Origin of the sequence: uncultured Aquimarina sp. (assembly GCF_947495315.1) — a bacterium.
Lineage (GTDB): Bacteria > Bacteroidota > Bacteroidia > Flavobacteriales > Flavobacteriaceae > Aquimarina.
The window spans coordinates 173,133-197,598 of record NZ_CANLYD010000004.1; the positions used below are offsets into that span (position 1 = coordinate 173,133).

The window sequence follows — 24,466 nt, forward strand, 5'->3', positions numbered from 1 at the left end:
AAATCAATTAACACAATGAAACTTTTTAAATTAGTACCCAAACTTTTATTTCTATTATTTAGTTACGCAACTTTTGCGCAAGTACAGGTAACAGGAACCATCGTCGACACTCAAAATATTCCTATTGTGGGAGCTTCAATTTCTTTAAAAAACAAAGCCAACACTTTTGGGGAACTTACAGATAACTCAGGACAATTTGAAATAAATGCTCCTTCGGGATCTTATACTATAGAAGTACGCTATTTAGGTTTTCAGGCTTATAAAAACACTATAGAAACTGGAAATGGTTCTATATACGATATAGGAACTATTCAGTTAGAAGAAGGTACAGAGCAGCTTCAAACCGTCGAAATCGTTGGTCGCCCTAGAACGGATTACAATAGTGATTACTCTTTTTCATCTACCAAAATAGCTATTAAGAATAAAGAGCTACCTCAAGCAGTTTCTACAATCACCAAAGAATTAATTAATGATCGCCAAGCATTTCAGATAGCGGATGCTATAAAAACTGCTAGTAGTGTTACACATACAGGCTTCTATAATCATTTTAACATTCGGGGTATCATTCAGGCAGAAGATGGTCAGCTTATTAATGGTATGAGAACTCGTCAATATTATTTTCTACAACCCATTACATCTCATATAGAAAGAGCAGAAGTTATTAAAGGTCCGTCTTCAGTAACTTTTTCAAGTGTGGATCCGGGTGGATCTGTTAATTTAGTAACTAAAAAACCTTTAAAAGAAAAAAGAAATGAAGTAAGTGCCACAGTTGGAAGTTTTGGAACATTAAGAGCAACTGCAGATTTTACAGGACCATTAAATGATTCAGGAACTTTACTATACCGTTTTAATACTGCTGTCCAAGAAGCTAGATCTTTCCGAGACTTGGTAGAAAACAATCAATTTTTAATAGCACCTTCCATCACTTTCTTACCTAATAATACTACCGCTCTTAATGTAGAAATGATATATAGTAATGGAGTAGGAAATCTTGATCGTGGTCAACCCCTTTTTGGAGCTATCAATGGTCAGTTTGATCTAAATAGTACGGATATTACTACCAATGTGGCTGCTGCGAATGACTTTTATGCTTCAAAAGAGTTTATGGTGATCAGTAATTTTAGTAAGCAGATTACTAATGATATAGGATTTAATGCTTCCTATATGAAACAAACTTGGGATGAAGATCTTGCGGAGCACCGCGTGGCAGGTTCTGCTGCTGTGGACATAGATGGCAATGCCATTCCGACACTTGCTGAACTGCGTTATACGGAAAGACAGCAGTTTTGGATAACGGATAACTATACCGCATATATTAATTTTGATCTTGAAAATAACACTTTTACCAATACCCTTTTGGTTGGATATGATGGTAGCAGATGGGAAAGAACTGTCGGAGGAGCTTCTAACGGTGCTCGTCGCTACCGAAGATTAAATGGTACAGCGACTTCGTTTGATCCTGCAGAAGCAGATCAATTTGAAACTATAGAAATTGATGGCGTAACTGCTCCAAGACCTAATGTTGCTCATTTCGATCTTGCCAATCCTAATAATACCGCAAGAGAAACTTCTGGTTATATCACCTCAGAATTTGCAATTCCGGCAAATCTTACTACTTCAAATGGTATTTATATTCAAAACCAATTTAAAATAGGAAAATTTTCTGCTCTTTTGAATCTTCGTTATGACTGGTATGAAGATATATTCAATTACGAATCAAATAATGAGCAATCATATAAAAACGAAGCTTTTATACCTAGAATTGGGTTAACGTATGAAGCTACAGATGCAATTAGTGTTTATGCTTCTTATGTAGAAGGGTTTCAACCACAATCTAACACTGTGACACTTTCACCTGCTACGGAAACTTTTTTCTGGGCAGATTCTCCTGCTAGTTTTGACCCTTTAGAAAGTAATAACATAGAATTTGGTGGTAAAGGAGAGTTTTTAGGTGGAAAATTAACCGTGAATGCTGCCGTATATCAAATAACTCAAAAAAATCTATTGCAGCAGGATCCGAATGATGAATCCGTATTAACAGAACGAGGTGAACAACGTAGTAGAGGTTTTGAATGGGATCTTAATGGATATGTATTACCTAACCTTCAACTAAGTGCTTCGTATGCTTTTATTGATGCAGAAATTATAGAAGATGATGATCCGACATTAATTGGTGAACGTATTGGAGGAGCGCCTGAGCATAGTGTTAATTTTTGGGGGAGATATGATTTTATGAGCGGAGTTCTAAAAAATATAGGAGTAGGTTTGGGCATGGTATATCGTGGAGATCGTTTGTCTTGGTATGGAGATCGTATAGTATTGCCATCGTATACGGTATTTGATGCAGCTTTGTATTATCGTCCAACAGGCATCGATATGCAGATTGCGCTAAAGCTTAATAATTTGTTTGACGAAACGTATTGGAATGGTGCTCTAAATGCAACCAGGGTATTTCCGGGAGCTCCCAGAAATGTATTGCTAACTACAACTTATAAATTCTAAAAAGATGCAATGGGCAAATATTCGATTATTCGCAATTCACTTTTGGCGTAATGCAACAGCACCCAAAAGTTTTTATCTATTATTTTTAATTTTTATACTGTTAACGGCCTATTCGGCTGTTAGCGGTATAAAAAACCATAGTGCTCAAAATAATATTCGACAAGAACATCAGGTTAAAGCAAGACAAAGTTGGGAAGCAAATCCTGATAAGCATCCGCACAGAATGGCTCATTTTGGGACATTTGCATTTCGAATACACCCAACCTTGGGAATATTTGATTACGGATTAGAAAGTTTTACAGGAAGTACCGTTTTTTTAGAAGCGCATAGACAAAATAGCGTAAACTTTTCTGAAGCTACATTTTCTACAGGTATGCTACGATTTGGTGAATTGAGTTTGGCATTATTACTACAATTGGTATTGCCTTTAATTCTATTTTTCACAGGTTTTTCTAGCGTTGCAGGAGATAAACAGAATGGAACTTTAAAAATACTTTTATCCCAAGGTGCTACATGGAAAGAGATGTTATTTGGAAAATCTATTGGACTTTTTGCAATTTCTTTACTGTTTTTTATACCCATTCTTTTAGTGGTAATTATTACACTTATGCTATTTGAAAATTCGGGGATAAATGACTTTAGATGGTTACGCCTATTTATAATTGGTACAAGTTATTTGGTATTCCTTTTTATTGTATCCTCTATTACTGTTGTTGTATCGGCGAGTAGTAATGCACCAAAAAATGCTTTATTACGATTATTAGGAATTTGGCTTTTGTTAGTAATACTATTACCAAAATCTGCACAAGCGATGGGTAACTACTGGTTTCCTACTCCTAGTAAATTGGCCTTTCAATCTGCTATAGAAAAAGATGTGGTCCAAAAAGGTGACAGTCATGATCCTAATGATCCACATTATAACCACTTAAGAGATTCTGTATTAACAGTTCATAATGTAAGTAAGGTAAGTGATCTACCTTTTAACTATTCGGGTTTTGTAATGCGCGAAGGTGAGAAAATAACGGCTGCTTTGTACAGAAAACATCACGCTAAGTTGGTAGCTATTTATAAAAACCAAAACGATGTAACTCGATTTTCATCATTTGTCAACCCTTTTACCGCAATAAAATTAATATCAATGGCGATGTCTGGTACCGATTTTTCATCTTACATCGATTTTCAGGATAAAACAGACGATTATCGATATCAATTAGCGCAAACCATGAATGAATTACAAATGGAATATATCAGTCCGAAAAAAGAAAGTGGTTCTGAAGGGAAAACCCATGTAGTTGGGCATGAACATTGGTCAGCATTTCAGGATTTTGAACACGAACCCATGGCATTTGCCAATTCTATGAAACAAGCTTTTCCTGCATTACTGTCTATCTTGTTTTGGGTAATAGCTATTATAGGTCTATTACTATTCACATCAAAAAAAGCAAAAGCAATATGATGTTATATAAATTATTTTTACAACAATGTATTCGGTCCAAAGAAGTATGGATAAGCTTGGTATTAATAACGCTACTAGGTGTAGTAGGAATTGTCATTGGCAATAAACATCTAGAAAGACAACAAGATTCAATTGCTGAAGTAAAAACATATCAAGAGCAACATTTTGACCGACAAGTATCACTACATAATGATGACTTAGGGCTATTGTTATATTATGCGAAATTTGCGTATATAAATAACTTAAATCCATTAGCTGGATTATCAATTGGTCAGTCAGATGTACATCCAACGGTAAAAAGAATCACGATTAAAACCTTTGAAGCTCAAAAGTATGATACCGATTTGGTAAACCCAATGAACTTACAGTCTGGTAATCTCGACCTTTCTTTTGTGATCATTTACCTCTTTCCTTTATTGGTAATTGTGTTGACTTTTAATGCAGTTTCCGAAGAAACAGAAACAGGTACCTGGAGACTGGTAGCTATTCAATCGAAATCCAAACTTGGATTTATCATCTCCAAACTTTTGGTACGATTGATACTATTATATGCAATATTGATTTTTCTTTTTTTCATTGCAAAACTAATCCTGAACGTATCTCTGGATATTCACCTTTTTTGGATGTTCGGATTATCTATGCTCTATATACTTTTCTGGTTTACGGTTAGTTTTTTTATCATAAGTTTTAAAAAATCTTCTGGTTTTAATGCTTTACTACTTTTATCTGTTTGGTTGGTGTTAATCATTCTTTTGCCGGCGGGAATCAATGCGTATGTTACCTCAAAATATCCTGTACCAGAGGCTTTGAGTACTGCAATAGCACAAAGAGATGGCTATCATGTTAAATGGGATACCGACAAGCGAGCTACGATTGAGAAGTTTTATCAACATTATCCACAATTTAAGAAGTATGAATATCCTACTGATGGATTTAACTGGTTATGGTATTATGCTATGCAACAGATGGGAGATGACGATTCCAAAAAAGAACGGGATGCCTTTAATAAGAAGATTAAATTACGTGAAAACAAGAGTAGCCAAATTGCATCTGTAATTCCCAATATGCATCTGCAATTAGCTTTTAATCAATTGGCAGGAACTAGTATGAGTCAACAATTAGAATATCTGAATGCCACTGATGCATTTCATGAAAAATTAAGGTTGTTTTTTTATCCAAAAATATTTGAAGGTCAGCTTGCTGATACCGTAAATTGGAGTCAATTCGTACCTGAATATTATAAGGCAAAAACAACTTTAAAACCAGTAAAAGCTATTGCACCGCTTATTATAGCATCAATTGTTATGATAATAATTTCGATACCAATGACGAAGCGATTATAATATTAACTTAAGGTAAAACACTTGTATTCATAATAGTTTCATCCTTATAAATAAGGAGAGTACTGATCATATATAAGATCATTCCACTTTATCGAATAATACATAAATTATAAACCAAAAAGAGGCTGTCGTTTAAGACAGCCTCTCTTAGGAAACAACATTATGAAAAGCATTACATACAGAAACTATAATGGCAATTATAATTTTCTAGCATGATATTTTAAAAAAATCTTATATAATTGATAAGTCTTTTAGTCTCTTATCTATTTTATGTTTTTTATTGTGATTCGCTTCTCTGGAATTAGAAACTCGCTCACTAGTACTCATATTTCTTTTTCAAACTCAAAATGTTCTTTTTGTTAATTCTATATTTTTTATCTCTATAGATTATTTTTTAGTTTAGTTATCTGAATTAATCAATAGTGGTGTTTTTCCATCGGTGATAATTATTTTACTATTTGGAGACGCAGATAATTTATTAAAAGCTTCAATGCTTCGTATTTTGATGATTTCTTCTGTTAACCCTTCAGACAGTATTTTTTGAGCATCTCTTTCACCTTCTGCATTTATTACTTTTCTTTCTGCCTCTAGCTTTGCCTGTTGTAACACAAATTTCATTCGCATTGCATCCTGTTCGGCTTGTAATTTTCGCTCTATAGAACTGGCTAAACCTCTAGGTAATTGTATACTTTTCATCAAAACAGCGATAAGTTCAATTCCATCGGCTTGCTTCGCGAGATTCACTTCCATCTTAGCTTTAATTTCTTCTTCTATCTCTGCTCGCATTCCAGAATGCATGTCTTTGGCAAAAAACTGTGCACATACATCAGAAGAAGCAGACCGGAATACGCTAGTAATTATTGATTCATATCCCTGACCTAAATTCTCTAATACCGAAGGTATTTTGTTTTGTTCCAATCGGTATAAAATAGAAATTTCAGAATTTACACTAAGACCTTCTTTACTGGGCAAGCTCAGAATGAGTTTTATATTATTGGTTTGAGTTGATTCCTTAATTACTTTACTTACTAGAGGATTATAAGCTATTGTACCCTGAGTTAATACTTTGTCAGAAAATTCACCTAATGTCTGTTTCACACCGGCTTCACCGGGTCGTATTACTGCGCAATTAGAGCATAATAGTAATACTCCAATCAAAAGAAGAAAATTAGTTTTCATAAGTCCTATTTTTTTATTGATTTAAATTATTTGCTTTTACATTAGTCATAATTTTAATAAAATTTGGTTGACTTTTTTTAAAAGCGGAATCTTAGGCCAAAGCCTTCCATTCTTGGAGGTAGTGACTTATGATAGTTTGTCGCCATATTTACGGGGTTCGTTAATTGACCTAATATGTTTACTTTATATAATTGATATTGTGAGCGTTTTCTAGCTAGTAATAAGTTTATGTGATCTTTTCGTTCGTTTATCTTTTCTAATTCTTTTTTAACTTTATGTTGAAGAGTCTCTAAGGGAATGGGTACAGGATATTCTAACTCCGTACTAACAAAATAAGAATCATTTTTATCACTAAAATAATTTGTAAACTCAAAGTTTAAATCGTGGTTATATCCATTTAAACAAAATAATATTTCTTTGCATGTATTAGAGTTTGTGGTAAACTTATTATCCGATATACCACCATAAATAAGTGTTGTTCCGAGTACAGAAAGTATCCATATATTATATATCTTTTTCATACTATATTATTTTTAAGTTTCCTGAAAATCATTTTTCATTACCTCTAAATTAAAGAATAAAATTCATATATTTTTATTTATATTTATAATTGATTACATAAAATATATTTATGAATAGAATTATAGAAATCTGCTACTTTCTATACAAAATTCTAAGGTTAGAGTTTTATGATGCCTTTTTAAGAATTATGCTGCATACAGGTTAGATGTTTTAATAAAATCAAAGAAGATCAAGAGTATTTTCTTACACTGTGAATTGAAGTAATTTGAAGAAAACCTTGTATCGTTCATTTTTAAATATATTATTGATAGAGAATAGATCTTAATAGATATTATGCTGCAGCAAATTTGTTCTCTTACAATTTAGTATCGGCCCTAAGATTTCAATAAATTCCATACATACTAAAAAGAGAGTCCCTTACTATAAGAGACTCTCTTTTTATCAATCAATTTTATGAACAAGATTGAACAAAAAATGTTGAATGATCAACTATCGGACTAATTCTATTACCTAGTCTTCTACAGAAATATTGATTATACTACTCATTTTTAGTTTTTTTCCGTTTAATCTTGCCTGAGCAAAAAACTCTTTCGCTATAACTTGCTCTCTTAATAATTCATCTATTCTTCCACTATCATATTCGCACTCATCACCAGCATTTCCTTCGGTAATTGATAATCGGTGCAATTTATGAAAGTTAATTTTTACATTAAGTACAGCGTTAATAATGTCTGCTGCTTCTGATGCTGTAAAGTGACCATCGATTAAGTTTATTTTTTGATCTGTTTTTACTTCCATTGTTGCTGTTTCTATCGCTTCCATAATTTCTTATTAAAATTTATTCTAATTTAGATTACAAAGGTCGAATTAATATGTTATATATTTTTATTTATATATTTTATTACAATCATAAATAATTATTATGCATATTGTATAATGCACAGATATAGAGGCATTCCTAATGTTATATTAAAGGGAAAAGTGATTGCGAGAGCCATCGGAATATAAAGACTAGGATTCGCTTTTGGAAGTGCTAATTTCATTGCTGCAGGAACTGCTATATAAGATGCACTAGCAGCGAGTATGGCAAATAACAATCTATTTCCCTCTCCAGAACTAAAAAGACCACTTACTACCGCAACAATACAACCGTTTATAACAGGTATGATGATGGCGAATAGAAATGCAAACCATCCCTTTTTAATAAAATCAGAAAGTTTACGACCACTGGTGATTCCCATATCCAAAAGAAATACGGCCAGGAATCCTTTAAATATATCTGTGGTAAAAGGTTTGATTCCTTCGGCTTGGGCCTCACTTGCAAATAAACCTACAATCAAACTACCTATTATAAGTAGCACACTACCATTGGTTAGTGCGTGATGCACTACAGTTTTTATAGGAATTTTATCTTCGTTCTTATTTTTTTTGAAAATTGTGACCAGGAGTAATCCCACCATTATAGAAGGTGCCTCCATTAATGCCATTACTGCTACCATATGACCGCTAAAAGCAATGTTTTCTATTTCTAAAAAAGATATAGTGGTTACAAAGGTTACGGCACTTACGGAACCATAAGATGCAGCAATAGCTCCTGCGTTTTCGAGACTAAATTTTCTTCGTAATATAAAGTAGGTATACACAGGAATGAAAATGGCCAGAAATATCCCAAAAAGTAATGACCATAGTATTTCTGCATTGAATGTACTATGCGAAAGCTCTTGACCACCCTTAAAACCAATTGAAAGTAAAAGATAAAGTGAAATGAACTTTGAAGAGTTTTCGGGAATATTAAGATCGCTTTTAAGCTGAACCGCAATAATTCCTAAGAAGAAAAAAAGTAAGGCAGGGTTGGTCAGGTTGTCTATAAGTAAATGTAAATCCATATAGTTGTTAATATGATTTTTATTTAAAAAAATATAAGGTGTTTACTTCCTAGTTTTAGGTGTGAAGTTTTGTAGACATAGTAAACATATTATGCTTCCAGAAATTAGCATTTCTGTTAAGAAAAGATTGTTGTTTCTTATAGAAAGTGTAATAAAAGTAAAAAAGAGGGTGATAATTATAATTAGGCCAAAGATCGTTGGTGATGCTACGTTTTCGTTATTGTTTAATGGAATAACTTTTACTTTTTCTGATTGGTTTTTCTTTGAATGCAAATCTCTCATTTGTTTTGTTTTTGCAAAGGTGTATGTATTATTCCATATGTTTTTATTTATATTTATAATGTTTTACATAAATAAAAATTATGTAATATAGATTTCAGAAATTACAGGTTTTTTCTAAAATAGTTGATAAAAAGACCGTTACGATGGCTTCTGAGTATTTGCATTTAAGACAACCAGCCGTTTCTATACAGCTAAATTTTTTGAGAATTAATTTTCTATCCGTTTAACTGGAGTAATTAAAAGAAAGTTATATGTTATTGATTTTAGAAAAGAAATGGCAAATATTATTGAGAAGATATTAGGAGAAGTAAAAGAAATAAATTATAAAATCTTAGCCCATCAAAGATAGTTATCTGGTGTGCTGAAAATATCAATCGTGTCACTGGTAAATATATCGCACCTTATTTCTTATCTGATTTTATGAAACAGCATAAAAGCGCAATCATCTAAAAAAGATTCGAGCGTTTATAAAATGTTATTGCTACTTTTAATGACTTTTTTCCCACATATAATACCACCGTTAAACCTCTATTCTTTGTGTAGTGAATTATTTTTGTAGGCCAATTACTAACTGATACAGTACTTTTTAGTTTGTCATATTCTCGAAATTACTCAATTCCGGTATTTGTTTATTTACACAGTTTTATTATAATCATTTGTATAAAATTATTTTATGCAAATGATTATAAATATAAATAAAAATATATGAAAGTATTTATAGAGATTTGTATCAAATATTAACGATACTAAATCACCTTAAAAGATGAAAAATCTAATTTGTATTTCTCTGGTAACAATACTGATCTCTTGTAATACGATATCAAATGACTCGAATCATAAATTGATGAAACAAGATGCTAAAGCAGTCTTAGGATCTCATAATTTCTCTAAAGAGAAATCAGGTTATTGGTTAGAAAAAAAGGAAAAAGCTCCGCTTACTGATTTTGTTAGTACTAAAAAGTTTTATAAAAAAGAAAACTCTTTAATTCTTGATTATACATATCCTCATCTAGATGAACAATTCAATCCTTTGTTCCATAATTTTAATTCCTTTATGGAGAAAAATTATTTAAAAACAGAGACATCAATCCTGCAAGTACTTCATAATGATGATTTATCGTGTGACCCTTTATTCAAAGATGTAGAAAGGAAGAGAAGAAATCTGGATTATAAGGTGTATACTAAAAATGAACAATTCTTAAGTGTCCTATTATACAAGACAAATTATTATGACGACGATCTTCATAATTCTTTTATGTTCAAGGGCATAAATTATAATGTAAAAACAGGAACTTTTATTACGTATGATGATTTGTTTGAAAATAATAGCGAGAAATTCTTATTATTTAAACTAAATCAAGAGTTACAAGCACGTATTGTAGGGCAAGACTCTTTTAATGATTGCTGGGAGTTTACTAAAGATACCTTTGAAGTTTTCAAGAATAATTTTGTTGTCGATTCCAATCATATAAAATTCTATTTTGATGATTGTACTGTATGTCCTACGTATTCAGGAAACTATTTTCTGGAAATACCAATAGAAGAACTATCCTCAATTTTAAGGATAGAAAATTCTGAGATGCCCTATTATAAATCTTAAATCAAAGAATTATGGTCAAGATATTCATCATTCCAAAAAGTAAATCACAAACGGATGAAATTATAGAGTTTTTACTTAGGGGTAAGTATCTTTTGACAGTCATAATCACAGAACACTGCGTGCAGGCTAAAATAGATGCGAAAAGCAGAACAAATAGGCTAAATAGAACATTAATTTCGGGTATTATTAAATCCTTACAGTTTAATAATTTAAATAATCGTCTTAGGGAAATGTTCGGTTCTAATATGCCTGTTTTATATTCAATTCCAATCGTACATATGGATCCGCAACAATCAGAAGCTATTGCAGATTACATCACTGTATTCTAAATAAGAATCTATATGACCAAATATACTTCAATACATAATTCAATGAATAAAAGCCAAATCATAAGAGGTGCTTATGAGTACATACAAATTGCTTTAGGAGTATTATTAGCGAGTATTGGTTTGAAAGCTTTTCTTCTACCTAATGGATTTTTAGATGGAGGTGTCACCGGAATTGCTATTTTATTAAATAGCCTGTTTGATATCAATATATCAATAGTATTAATAGTTCTTAGTATTCCGTTTCTGATTTTGGCGTATTTCACGATCTCCAGATATATGGTTTTTAAGTCTTTGGTTAGTATTATCAGTTTTGCAGTTTTTATTCATTTTGAAAATTTTGGAGTGTTCACCAGTGATAAACTATTGACTTCAATTTTCGGAGGACTTTTACTAGGCTTAGGTATAGGTATTACTATAAAAAATGGTGCTGTTTTAGATGGATCTGAGATTTTGGGAATATATCTCAACAGGCATTTTGGAGTAAGTATTGGAAAGGTGACCTTACTTTTCAACTTTATACTCTTTGCGATTACTGCAATCATTATTTCCAAGGAAACTGCTATGTACTCTATTCTAGCGTTTTTAGTAACTGCAAAAATAACAGACCTCACTATAGAAGGATTTGAGAATTTTATTGGATTGATGATTGTATCAAAAAAATATGATCAGATTAGAGAAGCAATTACAACCAAATTAGGAGCTGGGATGACCGTGTTTAATGGGGCTCATGGATATGGAAATCAAGGAAAGACTGAAAATTTTGAAGTAATTCATACTATTATAAATCGAATTGAAATAGGCAAAGTCAATAAAATTATTGATCAGATCGATCCTAATGCTTTTGTAATCGAATATGATGTGAATCATATCAAAGGAGGTATTTTAAGAAGATACCTTTCTAAAAAGAAATAAACATATTTTAAAATTTTAAAATGTCAATATTATGAAAAAGTCTTATATCCTACTATGTTGTATACTCTCTTTGTTATGTACAACTGCATCTGCAAATAAAATAGAAAATGTTGATCCTGTTATCGAAATCTTAGAATCTTATATAAAGCTTATGAATTCTATAGAGAAAGATAACTCGGTTGCCAAGGTATTAGAACTATATAGCGAACAGTATTCTGGGAACACAACCTATGTAAAACTGTCTGGAGCGATCGTCAAGAAAAACTATACAAAAGAGAACATTAGATTTCAACTGAATGATATCGTTCAGGATGGTAATTATAGTCTTAAGATAGAGCTGAACAAAATTTTATATAGTACCCAAAAGGAAACTGCAGGAACGGTTTCTGCATTACTGGATTTCGAATCTATTATAGATGATAAAATAGCAGAAAAAGGTACTATTCTTATGAATATTGTTGCTGTACAACAAAAAGGACAGTGGAAAATTATTCAGAATAATATGGTTCGGGTCTCTGAATTAAAAGACATTGGAGATTGTGTTTGCCATATTTTTGAGAAAGGGAGCACTCAATTTGTAACAGAGTTATATTACCCTGCAGGTGTTAAATATGATCATAAATTTGAAGCCTTTCGAATAACATCCAATGAGGAAAACAGGATTGTAAAATCCGGTGGGAAAGTCTTTGTTTGGGAAAATAATACTAATAAATTGATTTTGGATCAAGAAGAATTGGGGGTTGTAAAAACTCCAAAACAAATGGTTCAATTACTTATTCGAAAAATGAATACCGAAACCTGTGCCTCGATCATTTTTAGATAGTAATACAATTAACTGCCTAATTCTTAATACCCATTTTATGTTATGAAAATTTTGATCTAGATCTCCTGCAATTTGCATTATCACTTAGAAGTCAAGATCAAGAAAATATAAGTCATGTTTAGTAAACAATTTAGGTACTATAGTCAAAGTGTAATTTATAAAATAAAATATATGAAAACGAAAACAGTTATAGCATCACTAATAGTAGGTTTATCAATTTTAGCTTCTTGTAAAGAGAAAGTATCTGTAGAAATATCTAATCCAGAAAAAGAGGTTAAACCTCCTGAAACTATCATAAAAAGTGTATTGACAGCAGAAGAACAAGCTTTGATGTCCCCAGAAGAGATTATCAATAGGCTTCAAAAAGGGAACGAGAACTTTGTGAATAACGACCTTACGCAACGGGATCATTCAGAGCAAAGACGTATATCAGCTATTGGACAATACCCAAAAGCTATTGTTTTATCCTGTGTGGATAGTCGAGTTCCAGTAGAAGATGTTTTTGATCTGGGTATTGGCGATGTTTTTGTAGCACGAGTGGCTGGTAACATAGAAAATGAAGAAATTATAGGATCTATGGAATTTGCCACAGTAGTTGCGGGATCTAAAGTAGTTATCATATTAGGACATACGGCTTGTGGAGCTGTAAAACATGCTATTGATAATACCGATGCCTTTTCATTAGGGCTGAATTCATTGCAAGGTCTATTAAATGAAATCAGACCAGTAGTAGAGATGAAAGAAGGAGAGGTTCCTAGTTCTAAGGATGAAGATTTTACCAATCACGTGATTCATCAGAATGTGCAAAAGACGATCGCAGATATTCGTGAGAAATCTCCAAAGATGAAAGAAATGGAACAAAATAATACGCTAAAAATAATTGGTGCTGTTTATAATATGAAAACAGGAGAAGTAGAGTTTTTAGAATAATTTCGAACTCTATTAAAATATCAGATTTTCAAATTTAATAGATAATAAAATAATTCGATTTCAGAATTGATTTTATGTCTAATACTTATTAGTAGTTTTTTTTCGAAAGGGTACGATATGTATCCACTCTGAGTACATCAAACACAAAACCTACAACTTCATTGTGAGTTTTTGTTATTTAAAAAAGGGAATTTCACAGAGGTCAATACCTGTTAATTCTAGGGGGAATAAAACAAAAAAATCCTCAAAGGCACAGTTGTAAATTCCGGACTATACAGACTGACTTGCCATAATAATTTTTGTTTATCTATTGATTACAGTCATTCTCTGAGGATTATAATATAAAATAACTAATAAAGCCCATAAAATATGTGCTCAAAAGTTTTTAATTGTTTCCAATAAAATTTTATACAAGGTATGAAATTTATGAATCCATGAGACTATTTTGAGGGATTAGCTCTGTTTTTTGTGAAACGTTTGAAGCCTTCGTTTTAAAACTAAACAAAAATTAGCAAAACACTACCATTAGCAATGCAGGACCCCGTTGTATATTTGAGATTAGATGGTAAGCTAAATGACCTTATATTAAATAGAATCCACATGCGGAAATCGTTGGTCATACTCAGTTTTTAATCGTATCAATTTCTTAAAAAAAGGAGCATTTTCTTGGTGCATACGATTATTTCTAAAATGAACAAACCGACCTTGTGCATGGATACTAATACCGTTTGTTTTGTAAAGATAAAACTGATAGTAGGGAACAACCCAGGTGAAGTTTTGCAACCCTTTATTGATAGCTATTAAAATTCCGCCAGGTCTTAATTCAATACTACCATAATTTACATCTGAAATAGTATTTAAAATTTTTTTCAGATTAGGACTTACATTTTCTATGATCATACGTTTAGAACCGATACCATGTAGCCTAATTGAACTGATCAGTGAAAAAGGTTTTCCAACCAGATCATTGATCAGTTCTTTGTTTTTTTTGTTTGAATATGTGGTATCTAATATCATAATTAAGAATTCTCGATGTATAAGTAGTAGTAAACTATACTATTGGTGCTCCTTTAAGACGTTTTTCTATTTTTCTTTTCTTAGCAGTAAGCCGTTTCATCATATCCATAAGTTTAGACTCTTTTTTCTTTTTATAGATTTCATTTATAGCTAGAACAAGTGATTTCGCTTCTCTAGAAGCAGCTACACGATCACTGGTAGTCATATTACTCATCTTTCTATTTTCAAACTCTAAAGCTTTTTCAATAAGTTCCATATCTTCTAATTTTATATAAAGATATGGAATGTTTAATATTATTTTTAAATGTTTAAACAAAATTAACTATTGTAGCATGTCGTGATATCAGAGTGGAAGTGATATTTACTAGAATAAGATACTAATAAACCGATGAGTTGAGCTATCTCATTTTCCTTAGACTCCCAATTACTATAAAAAGGGGTATTCACCTCTTTTATCATATTGCTGTTTTTTAGATATTTATAATACCAATCCAATAACAAATTTGACTATTGCAGAGGACAACTATTAAGTGATGTATTGATAAATCTCTTATGTTATGATGAATGAAAAAGAACTATTTGTATTCGGAAATCTGGAAAAGAAATCAAATGCTATTACTACATTTGTTATTATTCAGAGTTTATTACTCGCGGATAGATTCTCCGAAAGAGCATTTAGATTAGCTGTAAAAGAATATGAATCTCTCTGGAATATTATTTTGTATGGCCACGGAATTCTTATCCTATTTTCAGTACTATTTTTAATTCTGATTAATAAAAAGAACAGTAAAAATATAGGAGATCTAAAAAAAGAAATTTTCTTAACTCAATCTACTGTTGTAAAGATTTATTTGACCATTTTTTTCGGGATTATTCCTATTTGTGTTCTCTTAAGTCCATAGTATGGTTACTTATATAGACTATATGATCATGTTTTTTAAGCTCGTATCTAGTAAATTATCATTCTATTATTACAAAAAAACTAAGGGTCATTCTTTAATAAAATACTATTACTAATAACGTAACGTTTTGAAGTTGCAAACTTCGAAGAGCAGGAAGAATAAAATTTCCCTTAATTTTTTACGTTCTGTAAAATTGATAGTATCTTTTAACCATTGAACTCAAATACAATATATGGGCTTAGAAAATGCTGCCATTACATTAGGGCAAAACAGAACAATTATGAAAAGTTATTGGAATTTTCATAAAAGGCAACAAAATTGGTTTTTCTCACCAAACCCTAAGTTGGCAGGAGCTACAAGAAGACCTAATTCTTTCAATAGCTGGAGTCATTGGAATTCTTTATCTAGTTCTCAAAAAAGTACAATTGCTTCCTTGGCAGGATTTCATTATACTGCAAGCAATGTTAAAAAAAATAAAGATCATCTAGATAGGTTAAAAAAGGCATATCATAATTGGGAGCATACACTATTTAGTGTTTTCTGGAGTAATGCAGGTTCTCATAAAATTTGGCTATGTAATGTTTTTGTTGGGGATTCCATATACTTATACAATAAAAAAAGCTTTACTTCAGCTAACAGACATTATTATGATCCACGACAAATATTAAGTGGTCAAACATCTTTAAAAAAGAGAGAAAGCTATAAAGAAGTCTCTCCTGGAGATATTGTAGTAATCGGTACAGGTCATGTAGAAATTATAACAAGCATTGCTACTCATATGTTTGCGGATGATGGTTTTTGTTCCATTGGTGCTGGAAGAGGGAGCGATAGCGAAGGCTCTGGTAATGGACAAGTAAAATGTGATGGTGTATTTTCAAGTTCGGTTAGAGAGTTAGATAATGATAATAACACTTATTACTATTTATAATGAATAATAAAGTCAAGTTCCATTTGATCGCAGGTATTATTAATTTCTTAGTATTTTTTTTAGCTAATTATGTGAACTATATCATTGGCGATTTATGGGATGAAAAATTCGGAATTAGGGCCAGTTATCCGTTAACATTGATTCAAAGTTTATACGGATACATATTTTTTTGGCTGTTTACATTTACCATATATTTTTTTAAAACCCCCAAAAGACATTTTTTCGTTTTCTTATTACTAAGTGTATTTATTGTATTGCTTTACGAGAATTATTTGATTTTTATAGATTTTGAACTCTACGATAGAGGAACAACATTTGTTTTAGACAGCCTAAAATTGGCTTTCTACGATACCTTCCTTTTTATAGTAATTGCTTCCTTTGGAATACATTTCATCCAATTGGTTATAGGAAAGAAGTTCTTGCCAAACCTTTATAAAAAGTAAATAAAAATATCCGCCAACACATAATAACAACAGTTTTATTGCACCTAATATTTATTTCTTTAATTAAAATAGTATTATTAATCGCTTGGCAATTCGAAGTTACAAACTCAGAGGAGTAGGTTATATATTTACTCTACAATTTCCATTGTCCAATTAGAACTTGATATGTTGAATCCTGTAGACTGGATTCCATATTTTCTATTAACCGCTTGGCTAATATCATTCGAAGAAGGTTCTGGTCTTTCTGTAACTATTTCAACAGTCATTCCTTTTAATGCCTTTCCTGAACTTCTAACACAGGTTAATTTCCATAATCTCATAGCATCGGTTTATTGAACTTTAATATTTAATGTAAAATGAGTTTTAATTCATTCTTGTATAGCTTAAGTTTGGTTTTAAATCCAGAATTGCCACCATTTCTTATTCTCTTTTCTTTCCAATTCTCTATTTTCCTCTTGATGTAACACATCGTGTGTGTTTTTAATTTGAATTAAATATTCAGACCATGAATCAGCTTCTATATTCATATGCTTATCAGAACCTTCCAAATCAAAAATGTAAACTTTTTCTTCTCCGTTAAGTTTAATGAAATAGTAATACTCACCTCCATCTGAACCAATAGAAAAGCTTTTGTCCTCTGGAGTAAATACACCATTTAAATCGATTATACGTTTTGCATTGTTACACAATGAGAATTCTGCTCCCCAGGAATCTTTCGAAAAAGGGTAACTAAGCATCGTTGAAATGTAAAACTCCGGTAGTTTTATTCCAAGTTGCTCCTCTATGAGTTTAATATCTTTAGATTCCATTGTAATCGCTTTATTGAACTTTTATTTAATCTTATTTTGAAACAAGAATAGACAAAATTGCTATTGCCGTTGCTATAATAGCTAAAATGAAATTTAAGGTATTTTGCGCAATGATCCATCTCCCATCATTATATAACACACGATTTATACCCCAACCCATTAAAATTAAACCACTAAATATTAGATAGGCATTTAATAATTCTTCTGGTTTTAAATCAGAAACTTTAAAATCAGCTATTGATATATATACTGTTGCAATAATAAATAAAAAGCCTATCACCAAGGCAAAAACTCCAGAGCCAAGAGGCCTACCTCCCTTTTTATTTGGTTGATTTGTCATTGATTTTTTTTTTAATATTCTATCGGTTTATTAAACTTTTATTTTATGATATTTTCTTGCGATTTCTACAATATAAGCTAGAATGATATAAATTATAAAGCTCTTAATATTTGGTTCATTCCAAGCTATAAGTTTTGAAATAATATAGTCTATTAGAATACATGAAAATGCAGCAATTATCGTATTTAAAATAATACTTTTATTTATGAACCACTTCACGTTTTTCATCGTTTTATTGAACTTTAATTCTTATTATAATCAACAATATTTACGTGTCCGCAATTGTTGCATTCAATAGTAGGACCTTCTTCTATAGTATAAAAAACAATTTCCCCACAGTTTTTACATTTCATATCTCTCATAATCTTAACTTTCATTTGGTATTTTTAATTCAAATGACCATCTAAAATTTCTATTTTTTCGGCTAACTTTATATATTTTTCCCTAGCGTTATCTAATGGAAAATCTAAACCGTGGTGATCAATTTCATGCAACATGCTGTTTAATAGGAAGTTACATGAGTCAACACGCTTTTCTAAATTCTTATCTCTTTCTATTTTCTTTCTTTTTACTATTCTCAGAGCAGATAATAAATAAAGTACAAGAGCAATTAAAACACAACTTGGAATAATAATTAATGTAGCCGCAATCGCTATAAAAAAATTAGTAGCGCGATTGTCGAATATCTCGCCAGGATCATTATGATAGGCTTCATGACAATGATTTGGCCCATCTACAGGATAAAATGTTATATCAATGATTTGCATAAACCAATACCAATACCAAGGTACTGTTTCACGGTTGTATATATAATAGTTATAATATCCAACTCTTGCTGATATAGTATTATCAGGATTTCCACCCGCTATAGCATTTCCCAACTGGTCAATAGCAACAAACAGATTAGATATGTATTTCCATATTTTCGAATTCTTAGTAATCATAAAATTTAGTTTTCCCGTTACCCATTAAGTTTTTATAAAGTGGGATAATTTTCATTTTCTAACTCGTATAAATAAAATTCCTAGTCGCTTTTTAAAAATTTCATCTGTATAGTAGAATCCCATTTGAAAATAAAAACCCCATATCCAAACTCTCTGGATACGGGGTTCTATAATTTTTTACGTTACTTTAAAAATACGAAAAAATATTCTATGTTTTGATTATTAGTTATTTATTTCTTATCGTTTATTTGAACTTTAGTTTATGTTGGAGGTGGTTTGGTTATATTTTTTGAGTAGAATAACACCAAATACTATGAGCGTCAGACAAATGATAACAGTTATAAAATTGTGAACAATAGGTAGAATATTAAAGTCAATACATTCTGCGTGACCTTGTTCCTTTCCGCTAAAAAAAGCAAAGCATACGGATCCTAGAATAGATATATAAGCTAAATATTTTTTCAAATATGCCATCGGTTTATTAAACTTTAGTTTTATAATTCTTTTCTTTTAAAATAGACAAAATAATATTTATTATAAAAATAATTTGTCCCGTAATTATTGCTAAAATAGACAACCATATAGATGTATCAGGAATATTAGTGATTATATAATATCTTTTGCCGAAAAAGTAATCCAATAAAAATTCTTGGATACTATTTGTCAAAACAATCCCAACAGTAAAAATTAGATGTAACGCATTTAATAAAATTAAAGTTTTAAAATTAAAATTTTCCAAGATCCAATATATAAAACCAGTAAGTCCAAAAAACAAGCTTATTAAAACTAGTAATTGCTGCTGCGAAAAAACAAAATAAGTATCATGAATATTTATATCTAATGTTTGATTATCCTGATAAAAAGATTGAAACAATAATAGAGGAATAATGCCCCAGAAAATTAAATGTGGCTTTTTAAGTAGTTTTAGAAGCATCGATTTATTGAACTTTATTTTATACAACCAAATCAAAAGATTTAGGGGACTTAGTTTGAAGCTCTAAACTTTGGGTTGAGAACCAAAACTCCAACTAACTCATAGTTTAGTTATTGGGCACAGTTTTTATTTTTAGAATATCGTCCATGGATCAAATCCTGCAGCTTCAATCGCTGGTGCTAATTCTTCTGCGATAAATTCTTTTTCTTCAGTATCCAATTCGTCCCATGGAAGTTCATCCACAATATTTGAAACTTGTTTAAGCTTAGTTTCTGAAGATTCATTTGAATTATAAATCTTTTCAAGTTTTTTAAGAAAGTCATTCGTAGCTTTTCTGAGAATCAAAATTACTGATTGTTCAGACGGATTTAGTCCACGAGCTTCCCAATTCTTTGGGTTTTCGTATATGTCTGAAGTTCTTATTTTTTTTATAATACTTTCAAAATTGCTGTCAGTCATATTAGTCTTTAAAGTTTTATTGGTCAGTTTGTCTTTTTCTACATTTTGTCCATTACAAGAGGTCAAAAAAAGTGTTATTAGAATTATGTAAAAGATTGATTTTGTCATCGGTTTATTGAACTTTACTAACGTTTAAGGCGAACTTCACTTAAGTTTTTAAACTTTGGGTTAAGCACTAAAACCCGTATTAATTATAGTCATCGTTATTAGCCATAGACTTTTTCTAATTATCCTTTTTAAATTCATCATATATTTTAAAAAATTCATCTACAGCTTTTACTTCATCATTTCCACATTCTTCAAGAATTATATTTTTCCATCCAGCAGTTGATTCAGTCCAACCATAATAATTAGCAACCCAATCGTGTAAACCTTCAAATAAATTCTCCTCTTTTAAATCGTAAGCATCGAATGAGTAATAAATTCCATCTAAGAACCCTTTTAGTGTCGATATTTTTTTCTCTCCCAAGTACATTCCAATCCGAGAACGAAAATTGTCAGACTCTAACAATGCTTTTAGTTTAGGTATTTCATTATTCATATATAGAAGCTCCTTTTAAAATGTCAGCAAAAACTTTCCAACTAGCATTTTCTGAATTAACATTTTGATCTGTGTTATCGTAGTAATTTTGAATATCCTCTGTATATCTACCCAGAGCTTCAATAAAACTATGAGTGTCTTTATTTTCCCAATTCGCACTATCCCCTCTCAATTCTTGTACAAACTGAATGAAATCCTTTTTGGTATTAACTATCATTATCTAATCGTTTTATTGAACTTTCAATTTAGGAAGAAGTATTAATATATCTATTCAAACATTTCCAATTGTTTCATTTGAGTAATCACATTATCATTAGAACATAACTCTATCAATTTTACATTTAATTTTTCGGTATATTCAAATGATGTTAATCCTTTTTTGACAAGTTCCAAGTCTGCAACGATTTCTCCTATCTTCAAAATAATATCTTGGTTTTTAAGAGTTTTCTCTTCCTGAATTCCTATGCGTAGAAGGTGATCTACATCACCTCCAACTCGTTTGTATAACTCTATATGATATTCGGTAATTGTCATCGGTTTATTGAACTTTATTGATATAAGGTTTTTAATAAATAATATGTCAAAAAAGCTATAATTAAGAATCCAAAACCTTAGTAATTATCGTACGGATTACAAATCCTTGCTATCGGGTTTATTTACTCTACAATTTCGTAGTCAATACTTAATTTTCGCAAAGCTCTTAAACCAGAACCAGCGTTTTTATCTTCCATCTCAATATCTACAGCGTCTCCTTCTAAGAGTATATCCGTAATCTCACTCGCCAGGGATTCATTAATGTTAGATGAAATCTCTACAATACATTTGACTATTGCTCTTTTATCTGGTCTCTGAGCATCACAAGACAATAAGTTTAATTTCATAATAATAGTTTATGAATGCAATATACTAGAGTTGAGATAAGTCTGGGGTATACGTACAACATTATTCTTTTGTAAGTGAAAATGAATTATCGGTTTATTTAAACTTTCAATGCAATTTATTTATTATCTCACGGATTACAAATCCTTGCTATCGGGTTAAACGCAACCTTAATGATCTAACAACAATTTTTAATGGATTAATCAACAAATTACCAATACTTTGAATGTAATGATATACTGTATCACGTTAACTAGAATAGTGGTGAATGGATGTGGATCAACCTTGTTTGTTGACTGAAATATCCCCGTTTTTATTGTATTTTTATCATTCCAATTAATTCAATAATTTATGAATCTAAATGATACCGAACGGAAGACGATAAAATTAATAAAAGAGCAAGGTTTAAAATTAACTAAAAAATATAAGGAGGAAAATCTTTTTAAGATAAGTGAGAATTTCGATGTTCCTTCGTTTCAAAAAGAATTAGAAGGTGTTTTTGAGGTTTTGATAGAAATTCAAGATGTAAATTCTTCTTTAATTCCATATAGTTTTTGGGTTAAATTTGCAAATTCTTTTGAGCGCATATCGGATAACTTAGCTGACATTAGTAGTATTCCAAATAAGATTAACAGCATTGAACAAATTGGAAGTCTAAAAGTATTTATATCCAATGTCAAAACTCATGCCGTTGATTTAAAAGAAGCCGCATTTCCTTTGATTCAATCGAAGATAATAGATAAGATGAATTTTCCAAAAGAAGTCGAATCAAATAGAGAGGAACTAAATAAAATCATAGCAGATAGCAGGAATTATAAGAGTGAGTTTATCGATTTAAAAGAAGAATTGAATCTAATATTATCAACTTCTAAAGATATTAGCTCAAAAATAGGAGTATCAAAATATGCCACGGTTTTCGAAAATGAATCTCAAGAGCATTTAAAAATATCCATAATATGGATTATTTTTACAGTTTTGATACTAATTTCAATTCTCTTTTTAGGAATATTCTTTTTTAATATAACTGATATAATTGATAAAGAACCTAGTGTTTTTATTAAGCATGCAATAAGTAAACTAGTAATTCTATCGGTTCTATTTTATGGGCTTTCTTTATGTAATAAAAACTATAAGGCTCATAAGCACAATGCAATAGTGAATAAACATAGACAAAATGCACTTACAACCTTCCAAGCTTTTTCTGAAGCTGTAGAAAATGACCCTGGAACTAAGAATGCAATTCTATTGCAAGCCACGCAAACAATTTTTGGTAATCAACCAACTGGATATCTGAAAAATGAAGGGGATGGAGAATCTTCAAATAAAATCATTGAAATTATCAAAGGAGTAACTACAGGTGAGCCATAAACCGAATATCTATACTTGAATTATTATTAAGTGCGATAATTCGAATTGATATTCTTTCGTAATTATTTATTGATCTTTATTTTAAGAAATTGGTTAATTCTAATACAAATAGAAAAAGTAAGCTAAGGCTATAATTAAAGGATTGTTCAGGTGATTTAATAATCTTAAATATATTTAATAAGTAATAAATCGCTAAAAAGTTCCCGTTACGGGAACTTTTTAGTATATTTGTTATCGGAATATTTTAGTAGCACAAATAACAATTAATTATGAGAGTCTTAAAAAGAAAGACCCTATTAGATTACTGGAAAAAAAATCCAGAATCAAAAAAACATTTAGAAATATGGTTTAGTATCTTAAATAAGGAATCCTTTAATTCTCCAAATGAAATTAAACAAATATTTGGCAGTGCGGATTTCATAGGTGAAAATATTGCAATATTTAACATTGCAGGGAATAAATACAGACTTATAGCCCGAATTCGATATGACATCCAGATTACTTACATTAGATTCATAGGAACGCATGCTGAATATGATAAACTTGATTTAACTAAATTATAATTTATACGCCAATGAAAAAATAATTTTAAAAACAGAATAATAAAGACCATATACAAAACCATATACATGAGAAAAGTCTCAAACTATAAACCAATAAATAGTAAGATAGAATATGAAAATGCCTTAAATCGAATTGAAGACATTTTTATTTCAAGCTCTCCCGAAGAAATCGAAGAGCTTGAAATACTTTCTATCTTAGTTGAAAAATATGAGGAAGAAAATTTCCTTATAGAAGATCCTGATCCTATCGACGCAATATTATTTGTAATGGAACAAAACAATATGACCAAAAAAGATCTTGGTGATATAATTAACAGTAAATCAAGAGTTTCTGAGATATTATATCGAAAACGAGCTTTAAGTATTAATCATATTAGATCAATTAATAAACATCTTAAAATTCCAGCAGACATTTTAATTAAAGAATATAAATTATCTTAAAATTAATATTCCTTAATTTGAAAGCAAAAATAAAAATGTTTTATAAAAAAAACTTATATCGAAAATCATAATTAATCTAAACCCGATAGAAAATACTCCTATCGGGTTTAAATTGAATTTTATACTTGCCAATT

Annotated in this window: 30 protein-coding genes and 1 pseudogene; 14 read left to right on the forward strand and 17 right to left on the reverse strand. The window is 30.6% G+C overall.

The features are described 5' to 3' along the window. The first annotated feature begins 15 nt into the window (after window positions 1–15). From Q0910_RS08820 to Q0910_RS08830, 3 genes are read left to right on the forward strand one after another with little or no spacing between them, the layout of a single operon-like run. Window positions 16–2,502 carry a TonB-dependent receptor gene (locus Q0910_RS08820; RefSeq protein ID WP_299215027.1) on the forward strand — a complete coding sequence of 829 codons (2,487 nt, stop codon included), beginning with the start codon at window positions 16–18 and terminating at the stop codon, window positions 2,500–2,502. Window positions 2,503–2,506: 4 nt separating this feature from the next. Further along, entirely contained in the window at window positions 2,507–3,958 is a 1,452-nt protein-coding gene (locus Q0910_RS08825; RefSeq protein WP_299215031.1) for a DUF3526 domain-containing protein, read from the forward strand. Then, window positions 3,955–5,301 carry a DUF3526 domain-containing protein gene (locus Q0910_RS08830; protein WP_299215034.1) on the forward strand — a complete coding sequence of 449 codons (1,347 nt, stop codon included), beginning with the start codon at window positions 3,955–3,957 and terminating at the stop codon, window positions 5,299–5,301. Before Q0910_RS08825 ends, Q0910_RS08830 begins: the two co-directional genes overlap by 4 nt. 399 nt (window positions 5,302–5,700) lie before the next feature. Here the strand turns inward: Q0910_RS08830 and Q0910_RS08835 are convergent, their stop codons facing one another. From Q0910_RS08835 to Q0910_RS08850, 4 genes are all read right to left on the reverse strand, one after another. Continuing rightward, on the reverse strand, window positions 5,701–6,480 hold the full coding sequence (locus Q0910_RS08835; RefSeq protein WP_299215037.1) for a prohibitin family protein: 780 nt from the start codon (window positions 6,478–6,480) through the stop codon (window positions 5,701–5,703). Window positions 6,481–6,557: 77 nt separating this feature from the next. After that, complete coding sequence (locus tag Q0910_RS08840) at window positions 6,558–7,001, reverse strand: hypothetical protein (protein ID WP_299215040.1); 444 nt, start codon at window positions 6,999–7,001, stop codon at window positions 6,558–6,560. Between the two features lie 511 nt (window positions 7,002–7,512). Then, entirely contained in the window at window positions 7,513–7,824 is a 312-nt protein-coding gene (locus Q0910_RS08845; RefSeq protein WP_299215043.1) for a hypothetical protein, read from the reverse strand. A 98-nt stretch (window positions 7,825–7,922) separates the two neighbouring features. Further along, complete coding sequence (locus Q0910_RS08850; RefSeq protein WP_299215046.1) at window positions 7,923–8,888, reverse strand: sodium-dependent bicarbonate transport family permease; 966 nt, start codon at window positions 8,886–8,888, stop codon at window positions 7,923–7,925. Between the two features lie 389 nt (window positions 8,889–9,277). On the opposite strand from Q0910_RS08850, the pseudogene Q0910_RS28650 reads away from it, so the two are divergent. The 6 genes and pseudogenes from Q0910_RS28650 to Q0910_RS08875 all read left to right on the forward strand — a co-directional run. Then, window positions 9,278–9,397, forward strand: a pseudogene (locus Q0910_RS28650) (LysR family transcriptional regulator); the annotation flags it as partial. A gap of 536 nt (window positions 9,398–9,933) precedes the next feature. Then, window positions 9,934–10,770, forward strand: a complete 837-nt coding sequence (locus tag Q0910_RS08855) for an RsiV family protein (RefSeq protein ID WP_299215049.1) — start codon at window positions 9,934–9,936, stop codon at window positions 10,768–10,770. Window positions 10,771–10,781: 11 nt separating this feature from the next. Continuing rightward, complete coding sequence (locus Q0910_RS08860) at window positions 10,782–11,099, forward strand: hypothetical protein (RefSeq protein WP_299215052.1); 318 nt, start codon at window positions 10,782–10,784, stop codon at window positions 11,097–11,099. 42 nt (window positions 11,100–11,141) lie between these two features. After that, the gene (locus tag Q0910_RS08865; RefSeq protein WP_299215055.1) at window positions 11,142–12,011 is read left to right on the forward strand and encodes a YitT family protein; all 870 of its coding nucleotides are present in this window, start codon (window positions 11,142–11,144) and stop codon (window positions 12,009–12,011) included. A gap of 31 nt (window positions 12,012–12,042) precedes the next feature. After that, entirely contained in the window at window positions 12,043–12,834 is a 792-nt protein-coding gene (locus tag Q0910_RS08870) for a hypothetical protein (protein WP_299215058.1), read from the forward strand. A gap of 171 nt (window positions 12,835–13,005) precedes the next feature. After that, window positions 13,006–13,764, forward strand: a complete 759-nt coding sequence (locus tag Q0910_RS08875) for a carbonic anhydrase family protein (protein WP_299215061.1) — start codon at window positions 13,006–13,008, stop codon at window positions 13,762–13,764. 585 nt (window positions 13,765–14,349) lie between these two features. Here the strand turns inward: Q0910_RS08875 and Q0910_RS08880 are convergent. Both Q0910_RS08880 and Q0910_RS08885 read right to left on the reverse strand, forming a co-directional pair. Further along, window positions 14,350–14,781, reverse strand: a complete 432-nt coding sequence (locus Q0910_RS08880; protein WP_299215064.1) for a hypothetical protein — start codon at window positions 14,779–14,781, stop codon at window positions 14,350–14,352. Between the two features lie 34 nt (window positions 14,782–14,815). Further along, complete coding sequence (locus Q0910_RS08885; protein WP_299215067.1) at window positions 14,816–15,037, reverse strand: hypothetical protein; 222 nt, start codon at window positions 15,035–15,037, stop codon at window positions 14,816–14,818. Window positions 15,038–15,338: 301 nt separating this feature from the next. Between Q0910_RS08885 and Q0910_RS08890 the strand changes: the two genes are divergently transcribed. Continuing rightward, window positions 15,339–15,683 (forward strand): hypothetical protein, encoded by a 345-nt coding sequence (locus Q0910_RS08890; RefSeq protein ID WP_299215070.1) that lies wholly within the window; start codon window positions 15,339–15,341, stop codon window positions 15,681–15,683. 232 nt (window positions 15,684–15,915) lie between these two features. Continuing rightward, complete coding sequence (locus tag Q0910_RS08895; protein ID WP_299215073.1) at window positions 15,916–16,611, forward strand: hypothetical protein; 696 nt, start codon at window positions 15,916–15,918, stop codon at window positions 16,609–16,611. Window positions 16,612–17,182: 571 nt separating this feature from the next. Here Q0910_RS08895 and Q0910_RS08900 read toward each other — a convergent pair. The 11 genes from Q0910_RS08900 to Q0910_RS08950 form a co-directional block, all read right to left on the reverse strand. Continuing rightward, a complete protein-coding gene (locus tag Q0910_RS08900; RefSeq protein ID WP_299215076.1) occupies window positions 17,183–17,374 on the reverse strand; it encodes a hypothetical protein in 192 nt (63 codons plus the stop codon). Between the two features lie 75 nt (window positions 17,375–17,449). Further along, window positions 17,450–17,863, reverse strand: a complete 414-nt coding sequence (locus tag Q0910_RS08905; RefSeq protein WP_299215078.1) for an SMI1/KNR4 family protein — start codon at window positions 17,861–17,863, stop codon at window positions 17,450–17,452. A gap of 31 nt (window positions 17,864–17,894) precedes the next feature. After that, window positions 17,895–18,203, reverse strand: coding sequence for a hypothetical protein (locus Q0910_RS08910; RefSeq protein WP_299215080.1), 309 nt, complete (start codon window positions 18,201–18,203; stop codon window positions 17,895–17,897). Between the two features lie 242 nt (window positions 18,204–18,445). Beyond that, complete coding sequence (locus Q0910_RS08915) at window positions 18,446–18,580, reverse strand: hypothetical protein (protein WP_299215082.1); 135 nt, start codon at window positions 18,578–18,580, stop codon at window positions 18,446–18,448. Window positions 18,581–18,589: 9 nt separating this feature from the next. Beyond that, window positions 18,590–19,147: a hypothetical protein gene (locus Q0910_RS08920; RefSeq protein ID WP_299215084.1), complete on the reverse strand. Its 558-nt coding sequence runs from the start codon at window positions 19,145–19,147 to the stop codon at window positions 18,590–18,592. Window positions 19,148–19,628: 481 nt separating this feature from the next. Beyond that, window positions 19,629–20,081: a hypothetical protein gene (locus Q0910_RS08925; RefSeq protein ID WP_299215087.1), complete on the reverse strand. Its 453-nt coding sequence runs from the start codon at window positions 20,079–20,081 to the stop codon at window positions 19,629–19,631. A gap of 132 nt (window positions 20,082–20,213) precedes the next feature. Continuing rightward, on the reverse strand, window positions 20,214–20,648 hold the full coding sequence (locus tag Q0910_RS08930) for a hypothetical protein (protein ID WP_299215090.1): 435 nt from the start codon (window positions 20,646–20,648) through the stop codon (window positions 20,214–20,216). Window positions 20,649–20,763: 115 nt separating this feature from the next. Beyond that, complete coding sequence (locus Q0910_RS08935) at window positions 20,764–21,081, reverse strand: hypothetical protein (protein ID WP_299215092.1); 318 nt, start codon at window positions 21,079–21,081, stop codon at window positions 20,764–20,766. Then, window positions 21,074–21,298, reverse strand: coding sequence for a hypothetical protein (locus Q0910_RS08940; RefSeq protein ID WP_299215095.1), 225 nt, complete (start codon window positions 21,296–21,298; stop codon window positions 21,074–21,076). The genes Q0910_RS08935 and Q0910_RS08940 overlap by 8 nt, the downstream gene beginning before the upstream one ends. A gap of 50 nt (window positions 21,299–21,348) precedes the next feature. Next, window positions 21,349–21,615, reverse strand: a complete 267-nt coding sequence (locus tag Q0910_RS08945) for a hypothetical protein (protein ID WP_299215097.1) — start codon at window positions 21,613–21,615, stop codon at window positions 21,349–21,351. 122 nt (window positions 21,616–21,737) lie between these two features. Next, entirely contained in the window at window positions 21,738–21,962 is a 225-nt protein-coding gene (locus tag Q0910_RS08950) for a hypothetical protein (RefSeq protein ID WP_299215100.1), read from the reverse strand. A gap of 349 nt (window positions 21,963–22,311) precedes the next feature. On the opposite strand from Q0910_RS08950, the gene Q0910_RS08955 reads away from it, so the two are divergent. The 3 genes from Q0910_RS08955 (at window position 22,312) to Q0910_RS08965 (ending at window position 24,332) form a co-directional block, all read left to right on the forward strand. After that, complete coding sequence (locus Q0910_RS08955) at window positions 22,312–23,328, forward strand: hypothetical protein (RefSeq protein WP_299215103.1); 1,017 nt, start codon at window positions 22,312–22,314, stop codon at window positions 23,326–23,328. Between the two features lie 269 nt (window positions 23,329–23,597). Further along, window positions 23,598–23,891 (forward strand): type II toxin-antitoxin system HigB family toxin, encoded by a 294-nt coding sequence (locus tag Q0910_RS08960; RefSeq protein WP_299215105.1) that lies wholly within the window; start codon window positions 23,598–23,600, stop codon window positions 23,889–23,891. Between the two features lie 66 nt (window positions 23,892–23,957). Further along, window positions 23,958–24,332 (forward strand): transcriptional regulator, encoded by a 375-nt coding sequence (locus Q0910_RS08965; RefSeq protein WP_299215108.1) that lies wholly within the window; start codon window positions 23,958–23,960, stop codon window positions 24,330–24,332. Window positions 24,333–24,466 lie beyond the last annotated feature (134 nt).